This is a genomic window from Nostoc sp. FACHB-280 (genome assembly GCF_014697615.1).
Lineage (GTDB): Bacteria > Cyanobacteriota > Cyanobacteriia > Cyanobacteriales > Nostocaceae > Nostoc_B.
Genome location: NZ_JACJSD010000016.1, coordinates 87,402 through 101,793 on the forward strand (window position 1 = coordinate 87,402; position 14,392 = coordinate 101,793).

The following is a 14,392-nucleotide window of genomic DNA, read 5'->3' on the forward strand; positions in this document are numbered from 1 at the left end:
CATTTAAACATTCACTTAATTACTCCCATTCGATGGTTCCAGGTGGCTTGGAAGTAATATCGTAAACTACACGATTCACACCTTTGACTTCGTTCACAATCCGGTTAGAAATTACTTCCAACACATCATAGGGGAGACGCGCCCAATCTGCGGTCATACCATCTTCACTGGTGACGATTCGCAAAACTATGGGAAAGGCGTAAGTTCTTTGATCTCCCATCACGCCAACGCTGCGAATGGGTAACAAGACAGCAAAGGCTTGCCAAACTTCGTTGTATAATCCACGTTGATTGATTTCTTGGCGCACAATTAAATCAGCATCGCGGAGAATATTCAACCTTTCGGCGGTGACTTCGCCGATGATGCGAATTGCTAAACCAGGGCCGGGGAAAGGTTGGCGCTGAACGATTTCTTCTGGTAAACCAATAGAACGACCAACTTTGCGTACTTCATCTTTAAATAGTTTCCGCAGGGGTTCGACTAATTTAAATCGCAAATCTTTGGGTAAACCGCCGACGTTGTGATGGCTTTTAATTTTGACTGCTACCCGTTCGCCTGTTTGGGGGTCAACGTTGGTATCGGCAGATTCGATAACATCTGGATACAGTGTACCCTGAGCTAAATAATCAAAGGGGCCGAGGCGCTTTGATGCTTCTTCAAAGGTGCTAATAAATTCATGACCGATGCGACGGCGTTTCTCTTCGGGATCTGTCACACCTGCAATAGTATCTAAGAAGCGATCGCGGGCATTGACATATTCTACAGGGATATGAAACTGCTCTTGGAACAATTTCACTAACCTTTCTGGCTCATATTTCCGCATAAAGCCTTGGTCGATAAATACACAAGTCAATTGATCGCCGATCGCTTTATGCAGTAAAAAGGCTAGGGTAGAAGAATCCACACCGCCAGATAATGCCAAAAGTACCCGTTTATCGCCAACTTTACCCCGAATTTCTCTGATTGCTTCTTCTACAAAGGCAGCGGTTGTCCAAGTTGGCTCGCATTCGCAGATATGATAAACAAAGTTGCGAATTAAGGCTAAACCACCAATGGAATGTACAACTTCGGGGTGGAACTGCACACCATAAAGTTTCTTTTCGTGGTCAGCAACAGCCGCACAGGGAGTATTTTCTGTATGTGCCAAGATTTCAAAACCAGTTGGCATTTTCACCACGGAGTCGCCGTGACTCATCCACATGGTTGTGCCATCTTCGACGTTGGTTAATAAGTCTGTGGGATCATCTATATATAATGATGCCTTGCCATACTCACCGCGATCGGCTTTTGCCACTTCTCCGCCGAGTTGGTTTACCATCAACTGCATCCCATAACATACACCCAGAATGGGAATACCTAAATGCCAAATTTCTGGGTCACAGTGGGGAGCTTTTTCGCTGTAAACTGAACTCGGCCCGCCAGAAAGAATAATGCCTTTGGGGTTAAGTTGCCGCAATTGTTCGGCTGTGGTGCGATAAGACAAAACTTCAGAATATACCTGAGTTTCACGAATGCGTCGCGCTATCAGTTCGGAATACTGAGAGCCAAAGTCTAAAATAATAATCATTTGACGCTCAAGCTGCCTCAATTCTTCTACTGGTTGAGGTGCTTGTTCGGTTAGTAGAGTCACCGCTGTATTCATGATGGGGAAGTGTGAATGAAGTAGTAGATGGTTGCACTGTGGTTTGACAAAAATACCACTTATCGCCGGAATTTCTTAGATGAGAATCGCGCTGATTGCTGAAAGCTGGACAGTACTTGGTTTATACTTTGCTTTCTGCACTCAGCACTTTACTATCTCTGCCTTCTGAGGCTGGTAAATGGTAAAGGAACCCCCTACAAACGCGGGTTATAAAGCGTTTGCTTGGCCATTCAGTCTGACATGGTATTAGAAGGAATAAATTACCCTAGAGTGGTTACTGAAAAAGCTATTTATTTAGATTATTAATGATTATTCATATTAAGTTAACATAATTTTGCGATTAAGAAACAAGCAGTTTTACTCTTTACGATAATTTTGCGATCGCGATCAAAGAGAATTGAGCCACATTTTGGTACTGTCGTACCTCGGTTATTATGGGACTGCATGTATTCTTGAGAACGAGTATCTATAGTTTGGGCGATCGCACCATAAACTTGATTTACCCAATCACTACCACTGTCAGTATCCAATTCTCGCAGATATTTCAGGGCTGCTTCCGCCGTTGGACTATGAAATACTGCTTGTATATCTGATGACTGCATTCCTGCCAAAGCGCAGTGGGCTGCTAAAATTTCCCGTCGCCCATCTGCCAAATGATGATGGGTGTGGAAAATGCCTCCCGCCAATTTCAGCAACTTACCATGATAACCAAACAATAAGATTTCTTTAACGCCTAAAGCATCTGCCTCAACTAACATCGGCCCCAACCAGTTAGCCGTTTTTACCAATTGTTCGGGATTAATCCCGATTTTCTGCGCTAAATCTAAACCGTTCTCACCAATGCAAAATACCAAACTCTCAAAGCGACTGGCTTTGTGTTGTAATTCTGCCCGAAACACGGTTAACTGATCAGGTGAACTTAAAGGTTGGGAAATTCCGGTTGTTCCTAATAGTGACAGTCCTTCTACTACACCAAAGGCAGCATTAGAAGTGCGGACGGCGAGCGATCGCCCTTCAGGTAAAATAATCGTGACTGTGATTTTCTCCCCCGGTGCTAACATCCGTTGCAAGTTTTCTTGCAATAAATTTTGGGCATAACGATAAATTGCAGGTTGATTATCTGCATCCAGAATTTTGCCAATTCCCTCGCCACCTTTTATTGTGACTGCTTGTGCTGTTTCGCCACCCCAAGCCACCATTGCCCAAATTGGTGTCTCTCGTGTCAGGTCAAGATTATCACCAGGATCACTGCGAGTAATTCCTAACGCTAAATTTTCCGATAGCCCCGCCACTTGTTCTATCGGGATTTCCGCGATTTGCGCTGGTGTAATTAAGTCAACCACCACAGTTTGCACAGGCTGATTTTGGCGTAACCAATGTAACGCCGCCATCGCCGCCGCACAAGCAAACACAGGTAAAGTGTATCCAGCTTTAGTCATTGTTCAGGAGGCAGGAGACAGAAGGCAGAAGGCAGAAGGTTAAAAAACAAAATTAATTCATACTTCATACTTTAGACTCCCACTTCTGCCAACAAAGCTTGCATTGCTTCCCAAGAGATGCCTTTTTCGATGTAACGGGGTGATTCAGGATTATAAGGGCTGGCGATGCGATCGATACTGAGAATTGTGGCCTCGTCTAAGAGGACTGGGACATCAGGATCAAAAGCTGTAGGACGCATCAAAGAACTAGAAAAACCTTTGAAAACTGCAATTTTGTCTTGTTCATCGCCTATTTCCACCGTAATCAATAAAACTTCTTGGGGGCGTTTACTGGTGTATTGTTCTAGGCGCTTGCCAATGGAATTATTCATCAAATTGGAACTTTGTCTTGGAGTTAATTACTGAGGTGTTGCTGAACGTCCTTGTTTGCCCAGCTTAATCAGAACAAAGTAGCTTAAGTAAAGTACATAAATTACTAAACAGGTAATACCCAGAAAACCGAGAAATCCAGGTTTGGTATTGTGATGGAAGTAGTCTTTAAAGATTAACGGGGCTTCAAACCAAACTCGACAATAGGGAGTTTTAATGGCTGTTTCGGAAAAGGCACAACCGATAAAAGGAACAAAGGCGATCGCACCGAGTAAACTATAAACTGTTACAGCCCAGCGCCAAGAAGTAAAAACTAGCTTTAACAGCCCACTCTGTTGATACTCAATTTCATCATTGAGATCCACCCAAAACCACAGAGAAATCGGAATCAGAATACGCGCTATCAACCCAGAAACAAAGCTAACTGGATACTCAGCAATCATTAAATAAATTGTAATTGCCAACAGACTTGCCACACGCCAGTAAATCATTAACAGGCGTTGTATTCCTTCTGCCCTCTGGACAAATGCCCAAATCAGTAGAATTAAAGGAATAATCAGTGTAAATAATACTGCTAGTCGATAATCAGCCCAGACATAAGGGCGAAACCACACATCTTCCATTATCTTTGCCAGATGATCAATAAAAAGTTTGCATGAAGAACAGATATTTACTATAACGGATACTTCTGCAAATACTTGAAATAACTATAAAACTCTAATCAAGCAGTAGTTATATAACTGAAAAATATTTAAATGTAGGACTCATATTTGATTGGGGGAAAACACTCGCTACACTTCTAATCTCTTTGTCCTGTTCCCTACCTACACGAGCATGTTCAGCTATCAAATCGGATTCCGATGGCTCAATAATATTTATGACTAGATACTCACTTCATCCTTCATTGGGGTGAAGTGTACTTTTGTGGAGGTAAAAAAACAAGCAACTTGTGTATCTCTTACTTTTGTAACTTGTACCAACTGACAACTTATGATTCAGGATGAGTTAAAAAACATACCCTAAAGAGTATCAAGCACAAGGTCGCAGTAAACAGATTTTGGTTGCTTGCTTGTTGGATGAATAGAAATTTACCCACTCAATGTCTATTCATCGTAAACTCGGCATTCTACTGCTTCTGGGTTGTCATCGCAGTACTGTTCTAGAGAATTTTTAGGCTTATTTTGGCGCTGGTGAGAGGCTTCAGCTTGCAGTTCTTCAACTGCATCCCAAGCGGCTGCACACTCAGCAGAATTGCTACCTGAAATGTCGCAGACAGCACGAGCTTGTTCTACTTCTGCTTGAATTTGTTCTTCGAGATCAACTTTTGCTTTGGTTTCGCTCATAACTTTCGTTTTGCTGTGTGTTGTTAATACTAGTATAGAAAAATTCAAAAATTGCTATTTTCTCTACTATCACTCATCATTCTACCTAATTAGTTGAGCCACTTAGTATCTATGGCCGCCTGATGATAGACAACCACGGTATATTAGGATATTCAGGCTGTATTTTTATCTATCTTTTAAGATTTTATAGAGTCAGTACTGCGAAAGTGCATCTATAAACTATATTTATTGCATGATTTATTGCATGTAATGGTTCTTGATGAATATCTGTCTTTAAAGGCCGCTAACAGGAGGTAAAGCAGGGCAGTGAGGCAGTCGGTAAGACGCTTTACCTTGTCAAAACCTTGGGCTAAAAGCACGATGAAAAAGGAAGAGATGAAATTTCATGGCAGATCAAATGCAGTGGGCTAATGCCCTATCAACCCGTCCTTCTCTAGAAGCCGCCATTACAGATGCGGTGCAACAAACTACGTCTTCATTAACAGCACCGGCGGATTTAGGGCTGGTATTTATTTCATCTGCTTTTGCTAGTGAATATTCTCGGCTTTTACCTTTATTGGCAGAAAAACTGTCTGTACCCGTCATGATTGGTTGTAGCGGTGGTGGGGTAATTGGAACTACATCAGATGGACAAGCTCAAGAGATTGAAGCAGAAGCAGCTTTAAGTTTAACATTGGCACATTTACCGGGGGTGAATCTCCGCATTTTTCATATTTTGGCGGATGAATTACCCGATTTGGACAGTTCGCCAGATGCTTGGGTGAATTTAATTGGTGTGGAACCATCTGCCAAACCACAGTTTATCCTGCTGTCTAGTTCTTTTTCTTCCGGCATTAATGAACTTTTGCAAGGATTAGACTTTGCTTATCCCGGTTCGGTAATTGTGGGGGGACAAGCTAGTGGTGGCGGTATGGGTGGAAGACAGGCACTATTTTGTAACGATCGCCTTTACCGCGAAGGCACTGTCGGCTTGGCTTTAACTGGTAATATTGTGTTAGAAACCATTGTGGCTCAAGGCTGTCGCCCCATTGGGAACCCAATGCAAGTTACCAAAGCCGAACGCAACATTATTTTAGAACTAGATGAAAAAGTGCCTTTGGTGGTGTTGCGTGATTTAATTAATAGCCTGAGTGATCAAGAACGCACTTTAGCCCAACATTCTTTATTTGTTGGGGTGGCGATGGATGAATTTAAAATGTCTTTGCAGCAAGGAGACTTTTTAATTCGCAGTATTTTAGGAGTAGATCCCACAGGTGGCGCGATCGCAATTGGCGATCGCGTCCGTCCCGGTCAACGTTTACAATTTCATTTACGTGATGCTGAAGCTTCCGCAGAAGACTTAGAGTTGCTGCTGGAAAGATATCACAACCAAGAACAGCCTTCATCCTCAGCAATTGCCGCATTAATGTTTGCTTGCGTCGGTCGAGGCGAAGGACTTTATGGTAAACCTAATTTTGATTCCTCATTATTTAGGCGCTACTTCCAAAATATTCCCATCGGCGGCTTTTTCTGCGGTGGCGAAATTGGCCCTGTAGGCGGTAATACTTTTTTACATGGTTACACTTCTGTATTCGGCATTTGTCGTCAGTCGGAGTTTTAAGTGCTGAGTGCTGAGTGTTGTACACTGAGCGGAGTCGAAGTGCTGAGTGCTGTAGTCTGAGTAGGAGTAGACAAGGTAGAGGGGGTAGACAAGGTAGAAAAATTGCTCCCTTGTCTCCCTTGTCTCCCTTGTCCCCTTGTCCCCCTTGTCCCCCTTGTCCCCCTTGTCCCTTTGTCCCCTTGCCCCCTGCCTCTTCTACTTCTCCAACAACAAAGTACTGTTGTTATCAATAAAGTGGGGAGTACCACAACGAGCGATCGCACTGTAAGTTTGAATATAGTGACGGACATTTTGCGGAAATTGGGGGTAGTCAAATACAGCATCCCCATCGGCAATTTTTGACCAAAAGTCACGTAAACTAGGGGCTATTGCTTGCGCCTGCTCTGATGGTAAGTTTAACGGTGGATGAGTGAGAAATTTCATCAAAAAAGGGAAAGAGCGATCGCCCATCCATTGTTTTGATAAATGCTGCAAATTGGGAAAATCCGGTACAGATTCCACACGATGTGATAATACTTGCAACCATTCTCTGCCGTAGTTATCTTGGCGAAACTCAAACACCCGGTAAGGATGAGGATAACTCACTAAAGAGCCAGTCGTAATATCGTAAACTCCATCTGAGCAAGCAATATCCTGAACATGCAAATGCCCTGTAAATACTAACTTGACTTGATATTGACGCAGCAGTTTTAACAGTTGCGGTGCATTTTGCAACATATAGCGGTTCCCCATTGGATGACGCGATTGCTGGGGTATATGTTCAACTACATTGTGATGAACCATCACTAGCACTAACTCTTCTGTTGCTGTTGCTAAAACATTTTCTAACCAAGTTAGTTGTTGCTGATCTAAAAGTCCTAACTGCTTACCTTCTGCATCAAAAGAATTGGAATTTAACCCAATTAATCGCACTCCCGGTAACACTTGATGAGAGTAGTAAATTTGCTCAGGATTGTCATAGCCAAACTTGCGGTAATAGTGCGGGAAATCAGCAAAACTAATGGATTGCTCATCTGCCATGATTACAGGTACATCATGATTACCCGGAACCACATAAACCGGAAATGGCAACTTAGATAAGCGTTGTTGTAACCAAAGATGATTTTCTGGTTCACCATGCTGGGTTAAATCGCCTGGAAGCAACAGAAAATCTAAATCAAGTTGTGTTAAATGTTCGATGACACTTTCAAAAGCTGGGATACTAACTTCCACCAAATGAAACCGACTGGGATGATCCCAGATTGTATGGGGAAGTGCAATGTGTAAGTCGCTGACTACAGCAAAGCGAAAATTGAGAGCCATTGATTTGCAGACAGATTTAAAAATACAGGTTAAAAAAAGCCTTTTCCACAAAGTATAACCTTTGCTTTGTCTACTCGGCTGGAAAATGATTTCTTAACATTTGTAAATACACCAAAATTCAGATCCCCGAATTCTTTAAGAAGTCGGGGATCTATTTATCCACCGAAGATTGAGCAGAAATATATTTTTTAGCTTCCAAAAATTTGAAACCTAAATTTCAATATTAATTATGTTCACAAATCTCTGGAAATTTCACCTGATGATTTTGATGATTGTCAAAATTTATCTTGATAATTAGGCGCTATTTAATAATTTTAAAATTGTATAGTGTATTAATTATTTAACTACTTAATTAAATTTATTATATAATTGTATACTTAATTTTCTATCTGCATATCCTGACGAGGAGTATCAGCTTTGGCCCCTGTGAGAGTCCGCCAACACGTTAACCCATTAGCCCGCAAATATCGTACACCAGTTAATCCCCTAGAGTGGGAAAAGGTTTATGCACAACCAAACCAACCACTACATTTAGATATTGGCTGTGCTAGAGGTAGATTTGTGTTGCAAATGGCGCAGGTAGAACCTAACTGGAATTTTCTGGGTTTAGAGATTCGGGAACCATTGGTAGTGGAAGCGAATCAGTTGCGTTCTGAGTTGGGTTTAACCAACCTGCATTATTTGTACTGCAATGCAAACAACTCTTTACAACCTTTGTTATCTGGTTTAGCACCAGGAATTTTACAACGGGTGACAATTCAGTTTCCTGATCCTTGGTTTAAAACTCGTCATGCTAAACGGCGTGTAGTCCAACCAGAACTAGTGGCAGAATTAGCAGAATATTTGGCAGTGGGTGGAGTGGTATTTCTGCAATCAGATATGAAGTTTATCGCTGTAGAAATGTGCGATCGCTTTGCGGAAAACTTAGCCTTTACAAAAGTCGGTACAGATGAATGGTTAGCCGAAAATCCCCTACCAGTCCCCACAGAACGAGAAATTGCGACTCAAAATAAAGGTGAACCAGTTTATCGCGCTTTGTTTGTTAAACAAGGGTGATATGTAGTTGTGAGAAGGCAGGAGGCAGGAGGTAGTGGTTCGGCTACTTCGGCTGCGCTCAGTACAAGTTCACTCACCAACCAGGCAGGAGGGAAGAGGGTTTGGGGCAACTTTACTTTTAGTTACATACTTTAGTTTTTTCACGCGTCAAAGGTAAATTCACATCTGCACCCCTGCGATTTACACTACAAATTAGGTGTTGAATAGCTGGCGTTGCTGATTACGGGGATGATTTTTGTCTCACGCAAAGGCAAGGCAGCGCGTTGGGCGGGTTTCCCGACTTGAAGCGACTGCCGCGCAAAGGCGCAAAGAGCAAGAGTTTTAAAAGTGGAATTTTATGATTTCATCCCGCATTTATGCAACGCCGAATAGCTTAATCAGCCTCCTGCCTCCTGCCTTTCCACTCCTGCCTTCTTCAAAGCTTTACCCCTCCTTGTTGCAACTGCTTAAATGGATCAAGTAGAAAATCAATAATTCGGCGTTGGCGGATAACGACTTCGGCTGTGGCTGTATCACCAGGGCGCAAGGGTATACATTTATTAGCAGCAGGTAGACAAGTTTGTTTGAGGGCAATATCTAAGTTATAAGCTGCAACTTTGCCATTGGGTGTGTCTATTTCTGTAGTAGTAGGAGAAATTTTAATTAGCTCACCTGAGATTACGCCATAATCTTGAAATGGGTAAGCATCAAATTTGAGTTTTACTGGTAATCCTGTGTGCAAAGAACCACTTTCTGTTGTGGCCATTGTGGCGCGAATGATAAAAGGTGAATTTGCAGGTGCTATCTCTGCTAACATTGTGCCAGATTGAACAACGGCTCCAGGTTTTTGGATTGGTAGTTGAAATAAAATTCCGTTGCTAGTAGCTTTGATTTCTCTTTGTTGTAATTGAAATTGCCAAGATGCAATTTGGCTTTTAGTTTGAGCAATATCTGATTGTAAAGATGTAATTTCGGTTTCGAGATTTTTTTCCTGTTCGGCAATTCTTAAAATAGCTAATTTCCCAGAACGAGTTAAAGTTTGATAACTACTTTCTTGTTCTTTGAGCCGTAACTCGGCTTGTTCAATTTCGGCATTTGCTTGACGAATATTCCGTTCATAACTACTTTGTTGTTCAGCTAAACGTAATTTTGCCTGTTGAATATCTGCCTTTGTTTGTTCATAAAGTTTTATTCGTTCTTGCAGAGCATCTTCTTTTTCGACAACGTTAACTTCCGCCGCAATTCCATCTTTAAAAGCTTTTTGATAACGCTCTAGTTCCCGTTGAGCGATCGCCAAGCTAACTTCTGCTAACTTTTTCGCTTTTTCGTTTTGGATAATAGTTTGTTTCGCTTGATTTAATTGCGCTGTACCTGCTGCTTTTTGTAAATTAAAAGTATTAGTAGATAGTTGAAGATTTTGCCGGAATTGCTCAATTTGTGCTTGTTTTTCTAATTGTTGTGATTGATTTTGTTGCTCTTGGGTAGCTAAAGAAACCAAAAGTTGATTTTTAGCGGAATTTAATTGCGTCAGTCGATTTAACTGTCCTTCTAATTTATCTTGGGCTTGCTGTAATTCTGATTTGATTAATTCTGAGTCTAATATTAATAAAGTTTGCCCAGCTTTGACTTTATCTCCTTCTTGGACACGAATTTCAGCAACCGTTCCAGAAACAGCCGCGTCTAGTTTAACTGTTTTATCTTGAGTTTCTACTCTACCTCTCGCTGTCCCAGTTTCGTCAATTTTAGCAAACACTGTCCAAGGCAAAATTATCGAGACAAACACAACTAAAAAATAGAGTATTCCTCGTGTCCAAACTTGGGGTAAGTTATCAAGAGTTTCTCTGGTAACATCAGACCAATCATCAGTTTTTGGTAATAAAGTTTCATCAAAAATTTCTTGTTCAGATATATCTTTTGAATGTGATACTTTACCATTCAATGTATTTGTCATAGTTTTTTCCTGGGAGAGTAGGGGTTATAAATGAAGAGATAATTAAACAAGTCACAAATTATTCAGACTTATACAATAACTCTTTCAAACTCTTATAACTTCTTGTCCTTTGCGTCCTTTGCGGTTAGTTTTTTCATAATCTTGCGTAAGTTATTATTACCAATGATTAAAAACTAAGCATTAATTTGCATTTGCTGTTGATTTAAATAGAAATAATGTCCTCGTTTAGCCATTAGTTCTGCATGAGTTCCACTTTCAATTAATAGCCCTCGATCTAGGACTAAAATTAAATCTGCATTTCGTACTGTAGAAAGGCGGTGGGCGATAACTAATGTGGTTCTTCCTTTGAGAATCTTATTTAAATTTTGTTGAATAATTCTTTCCGATTCAGTATCTAAATGGGATGTGGCTTCATCTAAAATCAATAGCTGTGGATTACCTAACAAAGCTCTAGCGATCGCAATTCGCTGTCGCTGTCCACCAGATAACAAACCACCACCTTCACCTATCTGAGTTTCATATCCCAAGGGTAGCTTTTTAATAAACTCATCAGCACCAGCTAATTTAGCAGCTTCGATTAATTCTGCTAAGGTAGCTCCTGGATATCCTAAACTAATATTCTCTCGAATTGTACCACCAAATAAAAAGGTATCTTGGTCAACTACTCCCACACAAGAACGTAGAGAACGTAAGGAAATACTAGTAATATCTTGTCCATCAATTAAGACTTTGCCATCAGTAGGCGGATACAACCCTAAAACTAACTTGGAAATAGTAGTTTTACCTGAACCACTCCGCCCTACTAAAGCTACCATCTGCCCTGGTTTGATTTCAAATGAAAGATTTTCTAAAATATTCACATCACTATCTGGATGATAGCGAAAGGTCACATTTTCAAACCGGATACTACCTTGGAGTTGAGGAATATTTTGCCTTAATTGATGTTGTAAATCTTCTTCTGGCTCGGCATCTAAAACATCATTAATCCGTTCTACAGCAATCACGACTTCTTGCAATTGATTCCACAAAACCGTTAATCTTTGAAATGGGGTAATAATATTGACTAAAAGCAAATTAAATGCTACCAACTGCCCAATCGTTAATTGATTTTGAATTACCAAGTATGCTCCAAACCAAAGCAAGGCAGTAGTTACCAAAGCTTGAATTGTATTACTAATAATTTGCAGTCGATTACTAATAACTTGACTGGCAAAGTTGGTTTTTACTTCTTGGTTTAATAACTCTTCCCAATGCCAACGCACATTTTGTTCCACTGCTGTGGCTTTGACTGTTCGCACACCAGTTAAAGCTTCAATTAAGTAACTGCTTTCTTTAGCAATAGCATTAAATATTTCTCGTGAAATTCTCTGTAAAAATGGTGTGGCGATGAATGCTAATAAGGCGAATGGCGGCACAATGATTAATACTAGTAAAGCCATACGCCAGCTATACCAAAACATCAAGCCGACATAAATAAAAACGGTGAATAAATCTAAGAGTATAGATAATGCTTCACCAGAAAGAAATCTTTGAATTTTGCGGTTTTCTTGAATGCGGGAGACAATATCGCCCACATAGCGCGACTCGAAAAAACTCAAAGGTAGTCGCAATGTATGGCGAATAAAACCAACAATTAATACTAAGTCAATTTTGTTGGCTGTGTGGTCTAAGAGATATTGACGCAACCCCATCATGGCGACGCGAAACAAGTTAAACATCAGCAACCCTAAACCCACGGCTGTTAATGTCAGTTCCGATCGCTGCACAACCACACGGTCTAAAATTAACTGGGTAAATAAAGGGGTAATCAAGCCAAAGATTTGGATAAATACAGAAGCAATCAACACCTCAACTATCACCAACGAGTGAGGTTTCATTAATCCAAAAAATTGCCAAAAAGGTGTAGAGGCTTCTTTGGCATCTTTAAAAGCGGCTGTTGGTTGCAACAGCAAAGCATAACCAGTCCAGTTAGCTTTAAATTCGCTGTGGCTGAGGGTTTTTTGACCGATGGCGGGGTCGCCAATAATTACATCGTTGGGGGTAATTTCGTAAACAACTATATAATGTTTGCCTTCCCAATGAGCGATCGCAGGTAATTTTTGCTTGGCTAACTGATTAAAACTAGCTTTCACCGGTCTAGTGTTAAAACCGAGGCTTTCCGCCGCCATGACTAATCCTCGCAACGATGCACCGTTGCGGTCAACATTGGCGATATCTCGTAAACGATTCACACTAAAACGTTTACCCCAATAACGCGACACCATCACTAAGCAAGCAGCACCACAATCAGAAGCACTTTGTTGAGCAAAAAACGGATAGCGTCGAGTTACCCTCTGCCATAAATGTCCGACTCGTTGGCTAGGGTTGGGGAAGTAAGCTTTACTAATCTTTTTGCTGTCTGGAGGTTCAATAGGCGGCGCAACAATATCTATTTGATGGTGTGGATGCACCTCAGATGTCTGAAGAGAAGAAGTATCTGCGCTGGTTGGTTGTGGCGAACGGGATAAGGCTTTAGTCCAGAGATGATCCCGCATTTGGGGGTATTTCGCCATCAATGACTGCAACACATCACCAGGAATAAAACATAGTTGCAAGTTAACAGAAGCTCTGGCGGAATATGGTATGAGGTTAGCTTCTGGAAATAAGGTAAATTCTCCGAAAGAAGTTCCTGTTTCTAATGTGGCAATTAATTCATCAACATCATCTAGTAGCCTGACTTTGCCTGTCACCACAATATAGATACCAGGTTCTACATTTGCGCCTTGCCAGAATTTACCAACTTTTGGATTTAGGGATTTAGCTTGTTGAAGACAGTACTGAAATTCTTCTACCGATAGGGAACAGCCCAAAGTCTCGTTGAGTTGTTCGGGAGTGATCAACTGAACGGATAGATTATGCACCATAGATATCTACATTTCTTCCTAATTTTGTGAACTTCATCGGCGAAAAGTCGCTATCATCGGTTAATCTTGCCGATCGCAAATCTTTAATCAAAATTTTGGCACCATGAGTTTGCTGAGGTTGGGTTGCTTCAGCATTTTGGGATTTTGGTAATGTAGATAACCCCATTTGTTTGAGGAGTCGCTTAATATGGCGATCGCTAATTTCCATCCCTAATTCCTTGGCGAGATGTTTTTGCAGCCAGTTAACTGTCCAGCGCCGAAAAGAATAGCCATAGTCGCGGGGGCTATTACTGACAAGTTCTCTCAATCGCTCTAAATACTGCTCGTTCACTGCTTTTGGGCGACCAATGGGGAAATCTTGCCATTGATGCGCCATACCGATTCGCGCAATGTGCATCCAATGTCGTGCTGTAGCCGCACAACATCCCAAAATTTGACAAATTTCCGTTTGTGACTTTCCTTCATCTGTCAACAACATAATTTCAATGCGCTGACGATAGGAATCAGATAAATCTTTTTGTAAATTTTCTTGCAGTAGTTTGCGTTGAAACTTTGTTAAATACTTACCTGTAGGAGCTTGCGCCCTGTCAATGTCATATTGTGCTTGGTTGTACGACATAACGGTAAAAATGCACTACAAATGGTATGTCTGTTGTTATTTACCCAATGCAAATTAGACAGCAGGTAAATGACAATCAGCGGTGCAGATTAAATTGCACCGGGCTATAAATACATATACAAAAAATTAATTTCCGTAAAAACAATTAAATATTTTTCTCGATGGAATATTTATTCAACGATGAAGTCT

11 protein-coding genes are annotated in these 14,392 nt (G+C 41.1%); 2 read left to right on the forward strand and 9 right to left on the reverse strand.

Annotation, left to right across the window (positions count from 1 at the left end; all coding sequences use genetic code 11):
- Window positions 1–19: 19 nt before the first annotated feature.
- The 5 genes from guaA to H6G75_RS13990 all read right to left on the reverse strand — a co-directional run bounded on the left by guaA (window position 20) and on the right by H6G75_RS13990 (window position 4,793).
- Window positions 20–1,642 carry a glutamine-hydrolyzing GMP synthase gene (gene guaA, locus H6G75_RS13970; RefSeq protein WP_190980652.1) on the reverse strand — a complete coding sequence of 541 codons (1,623 nt, stop codon included), beginning with the start codon at window positions 1,640–1,642 and terminating at the stop codon, window positions 20–22.
- A gap of 323 nt (window positions 1,643–1,965) precedes the next feature.
- Window positions 1,966–3,081 carry a cobalt-precorrin-5B (C(1))-methyltransferase CbiD gene (gene cbiD, locus H6G75_RS13975; protein ID WP_190980653.1) on the reverse strand — a complete coding sequence of 372 codons (1,116 nt, stop codon included), beginning with the start codon at window positions 3,079–3,081 and terminating at the stop codon, window positions 1,966–1,968.
- 71 nt (window positions 3,082–3,152) lie between these two features.
- Window positions 3,153–3,452 carry a hypothetical protein gene (locus H6G75_RS13980; protein ID WP_190980654.1) on the reverse strand — a complete coding sequence of 100 codons (300 nt, stop codon included), beginning with the start codon at window positions 3,450–3,452 and terminating at the stop codon, window positions 3,153–3,155.
- A 27-nt stretch (window positions 3,453–3,479) separates the two neighbouring features.
- Window positions 3,480–4,073, reverse strand: a complete 594-nt coding sequence (locus H6G75_RS13985) for a DUF3177 family protein (RefSeq protein WP_190980655.1) — start codon at window positions 4,071–4,073, stop codon at window positions 3,480–3,482.
- 480 nt (window positions 4,074–4,553) lie between these two features.
- Window positions 4,554–4,793 carry a Calvin cycle protein CP12 gene (locus H6G75_RS13990; RefSeq protein WP_190980656.1) on the reverse strand — a complete coding sequence of 80 codons (240 nt, stop codon included), beginning with the start codon at window positions 4,791–4,793 and terminating at the stop codon, window positions 4,554–4,556.
- 385 nt (window positions 4,794–5,178) lie between these two features.
- On the opposite strand from H6G75_RS13990, the gene H6G75_RS13995 reads away from it, so the two are divergent.
- On the forward strand, window positions 5,179–6,393 hold the full coding sequence (locus H6G75_RS13995) for an FIST N-terminal domain-containing protein (RefSeq protein WP_190980657.1): 1,215 nt from the start codon (window positions 5,179–5,181) through the stop codon (window positions 6,391–6,393).
- Between the two features lie 195 nt (window positions 6,394–6,588).
- On the opposite strand, the gene H6G75_RS14000 is transcribed toward H6G75_RS13995, so the two are convergent.
- Window positions 6,589–7,695 (reverse strand): metallophosphoesterase, encoded by a 1,107-nt coding sequence (locus H6G75_RS14000; protein ID WP_190980658.1) that lies wholly within the window; start codon window positions 7,693–7,695, stop codon window positions 6,589–6,591.
- 417 nt (window positions 7,696–8,112) lie between these two features.
- On the opposite strand from H6G75_RS14000, the gene trmB reads away from it, so the two are divergent.
- Window positions 8,113–8,751, forward strand: coding sequence for a tRNA (guanosine(46)-N7)-methyltransferase TrmB (gene trmB / locus H6G75_RS14005; protein ID WP_190980659.1), 639 nt, complete (start codon window positions 8,113–8,115; stop codon window positions 8,749–8,751).
- A 415-nt stretch (window positions 8,752–9,166) separates the two neighbouring features.
- Here the strand turns inward: trmB and H6G75_RS14010 are convergent, their stop codons facing one another.
- The 3 genes from H6G75_RS14010 to H6G75_RS14020 all read right to left on the reverse strand — a co-directional run bounded on the left by H6G75_RS14010 (window position 9,167) and on the right by H6G75_RS14020 (window position 14,203).
- On the reverse strand, window positions 9,167–10,681 hold the full coding sequence (locus tag H6G75_RS14010; protein WP_190980660.1) for an HlyD family efflux transporter periplasmic adaptor subunit: 1,515 nt from the start codon (window positions 10,679–10,681) through the stop codon (window positions 9,167–9,169).
- A 173-nt stretch (window positions 10,682–10,854) separates the two neighbouring features.
- The gene (locus H6G75_RS14015) at window positions 10,855–13,584 is read right to left on the reverse strand and encodes a peptidase domain-containing ABC transporter (protein WP_190980661.1); all 2,730 of its coding nucleotides are present in this window, start codon (window positions 13,582–13,584) and stop codon (window positions 10,855–10,857) included.
- Window positions 13,574–14,203: a helix-turn-helix domain-containing protein gene (locus tag H6G75_RS14020; RefSeq protein WP_190591688.1), complete on the reverse strand. Its 630-nt coding sequence runs from the start codon at window positions 14,201–14,203 to the stop codon at window positions 13,574–13,576. Before H6G75_RS14020 ends, H6G75_RS14015 begins: the two co-directional genes overlap by 11 nt.
- Between the last annotated feature and the right edge of the window lie 189 nt (window positions 14,204–14,392).

What these genes read in the sequence shown, in the direction of transcription:
- guaA (WP_190980652.1), bottom strand. Translation starts at nt 1,642, where the DNA reads ATGAATACAGCGGTGACTCTACTAACCGAACAAGCACCTCAACCAGTA.
- cbiD (WP_190980653.1), bottom strand. Translation starts at nt 3,081, where the DNA reads ATGACTAAAGCTGGATACACTTTACCTGTGTTTGCTTGTGCGGCGGCG.
- H6G75_RS13980 (WP_190980654.1), bottom strand. Translation starts at nt 3,452, where the DNA reads ATGAATAATTCCATTGGCAAGCGCCTAGAACAATACACCAGTAAACGC.
- H6G75_RS13985 (WP_190980655.1), bottom strand. Translation starts at nt 4,073, where the DNA reads ATGGAAGATGTGTGGTTTCGCCCTTATGTCTGGGCTGATTATCGACTA.
- H6G75_RS13990 (WP_190980656.1), bottom strand. Translation starts at nt 4,793, where the DNA reads ATGAGCGAAACCAAAGCAAAAGTTGATCTCGAAGAACAAATTCAAGCA.
- H6G75_RS13995 (WP_190980657.1), top strand. Translation starts at nt 5,179, where the DNA reads ATGGCAGATCAAATGCAGTGGGCTAATGCCCTATCAACCCGTCCTTCT.
- H6G75_RS14000 (WP_190980658.1), bottom strand. Translation starts at nt 7,695, where the DNA reads ATGGCTCTCAATTTTCGCTTTGCTGTAGTCAGCGACTTACACATTGCA.
- H6G75_RS14010 (WP_190980660.1), bottom strand. Translation starts at nt 10,681, where the DNA reads ATGACAAATACATTGAATGGTAAAGTATCACATTCAAAAGATATATCT.
- H6G75_RS14015 (WP_190980661.1), bottom strand. Translation starts at nt 13,584, where the DNA reads ATGGTGCATAATCTATCCGTTCAGTTGATCACTCCCGAACAACTCAAC.
- H6G75_RS14020 (WP_190591688.1), bottom strand. Translation starts at nt 14,203, where the DNA reads ATGTCGTACAACCAAGCACAATATGACATTGACAGGGCGCAAGCTCCT.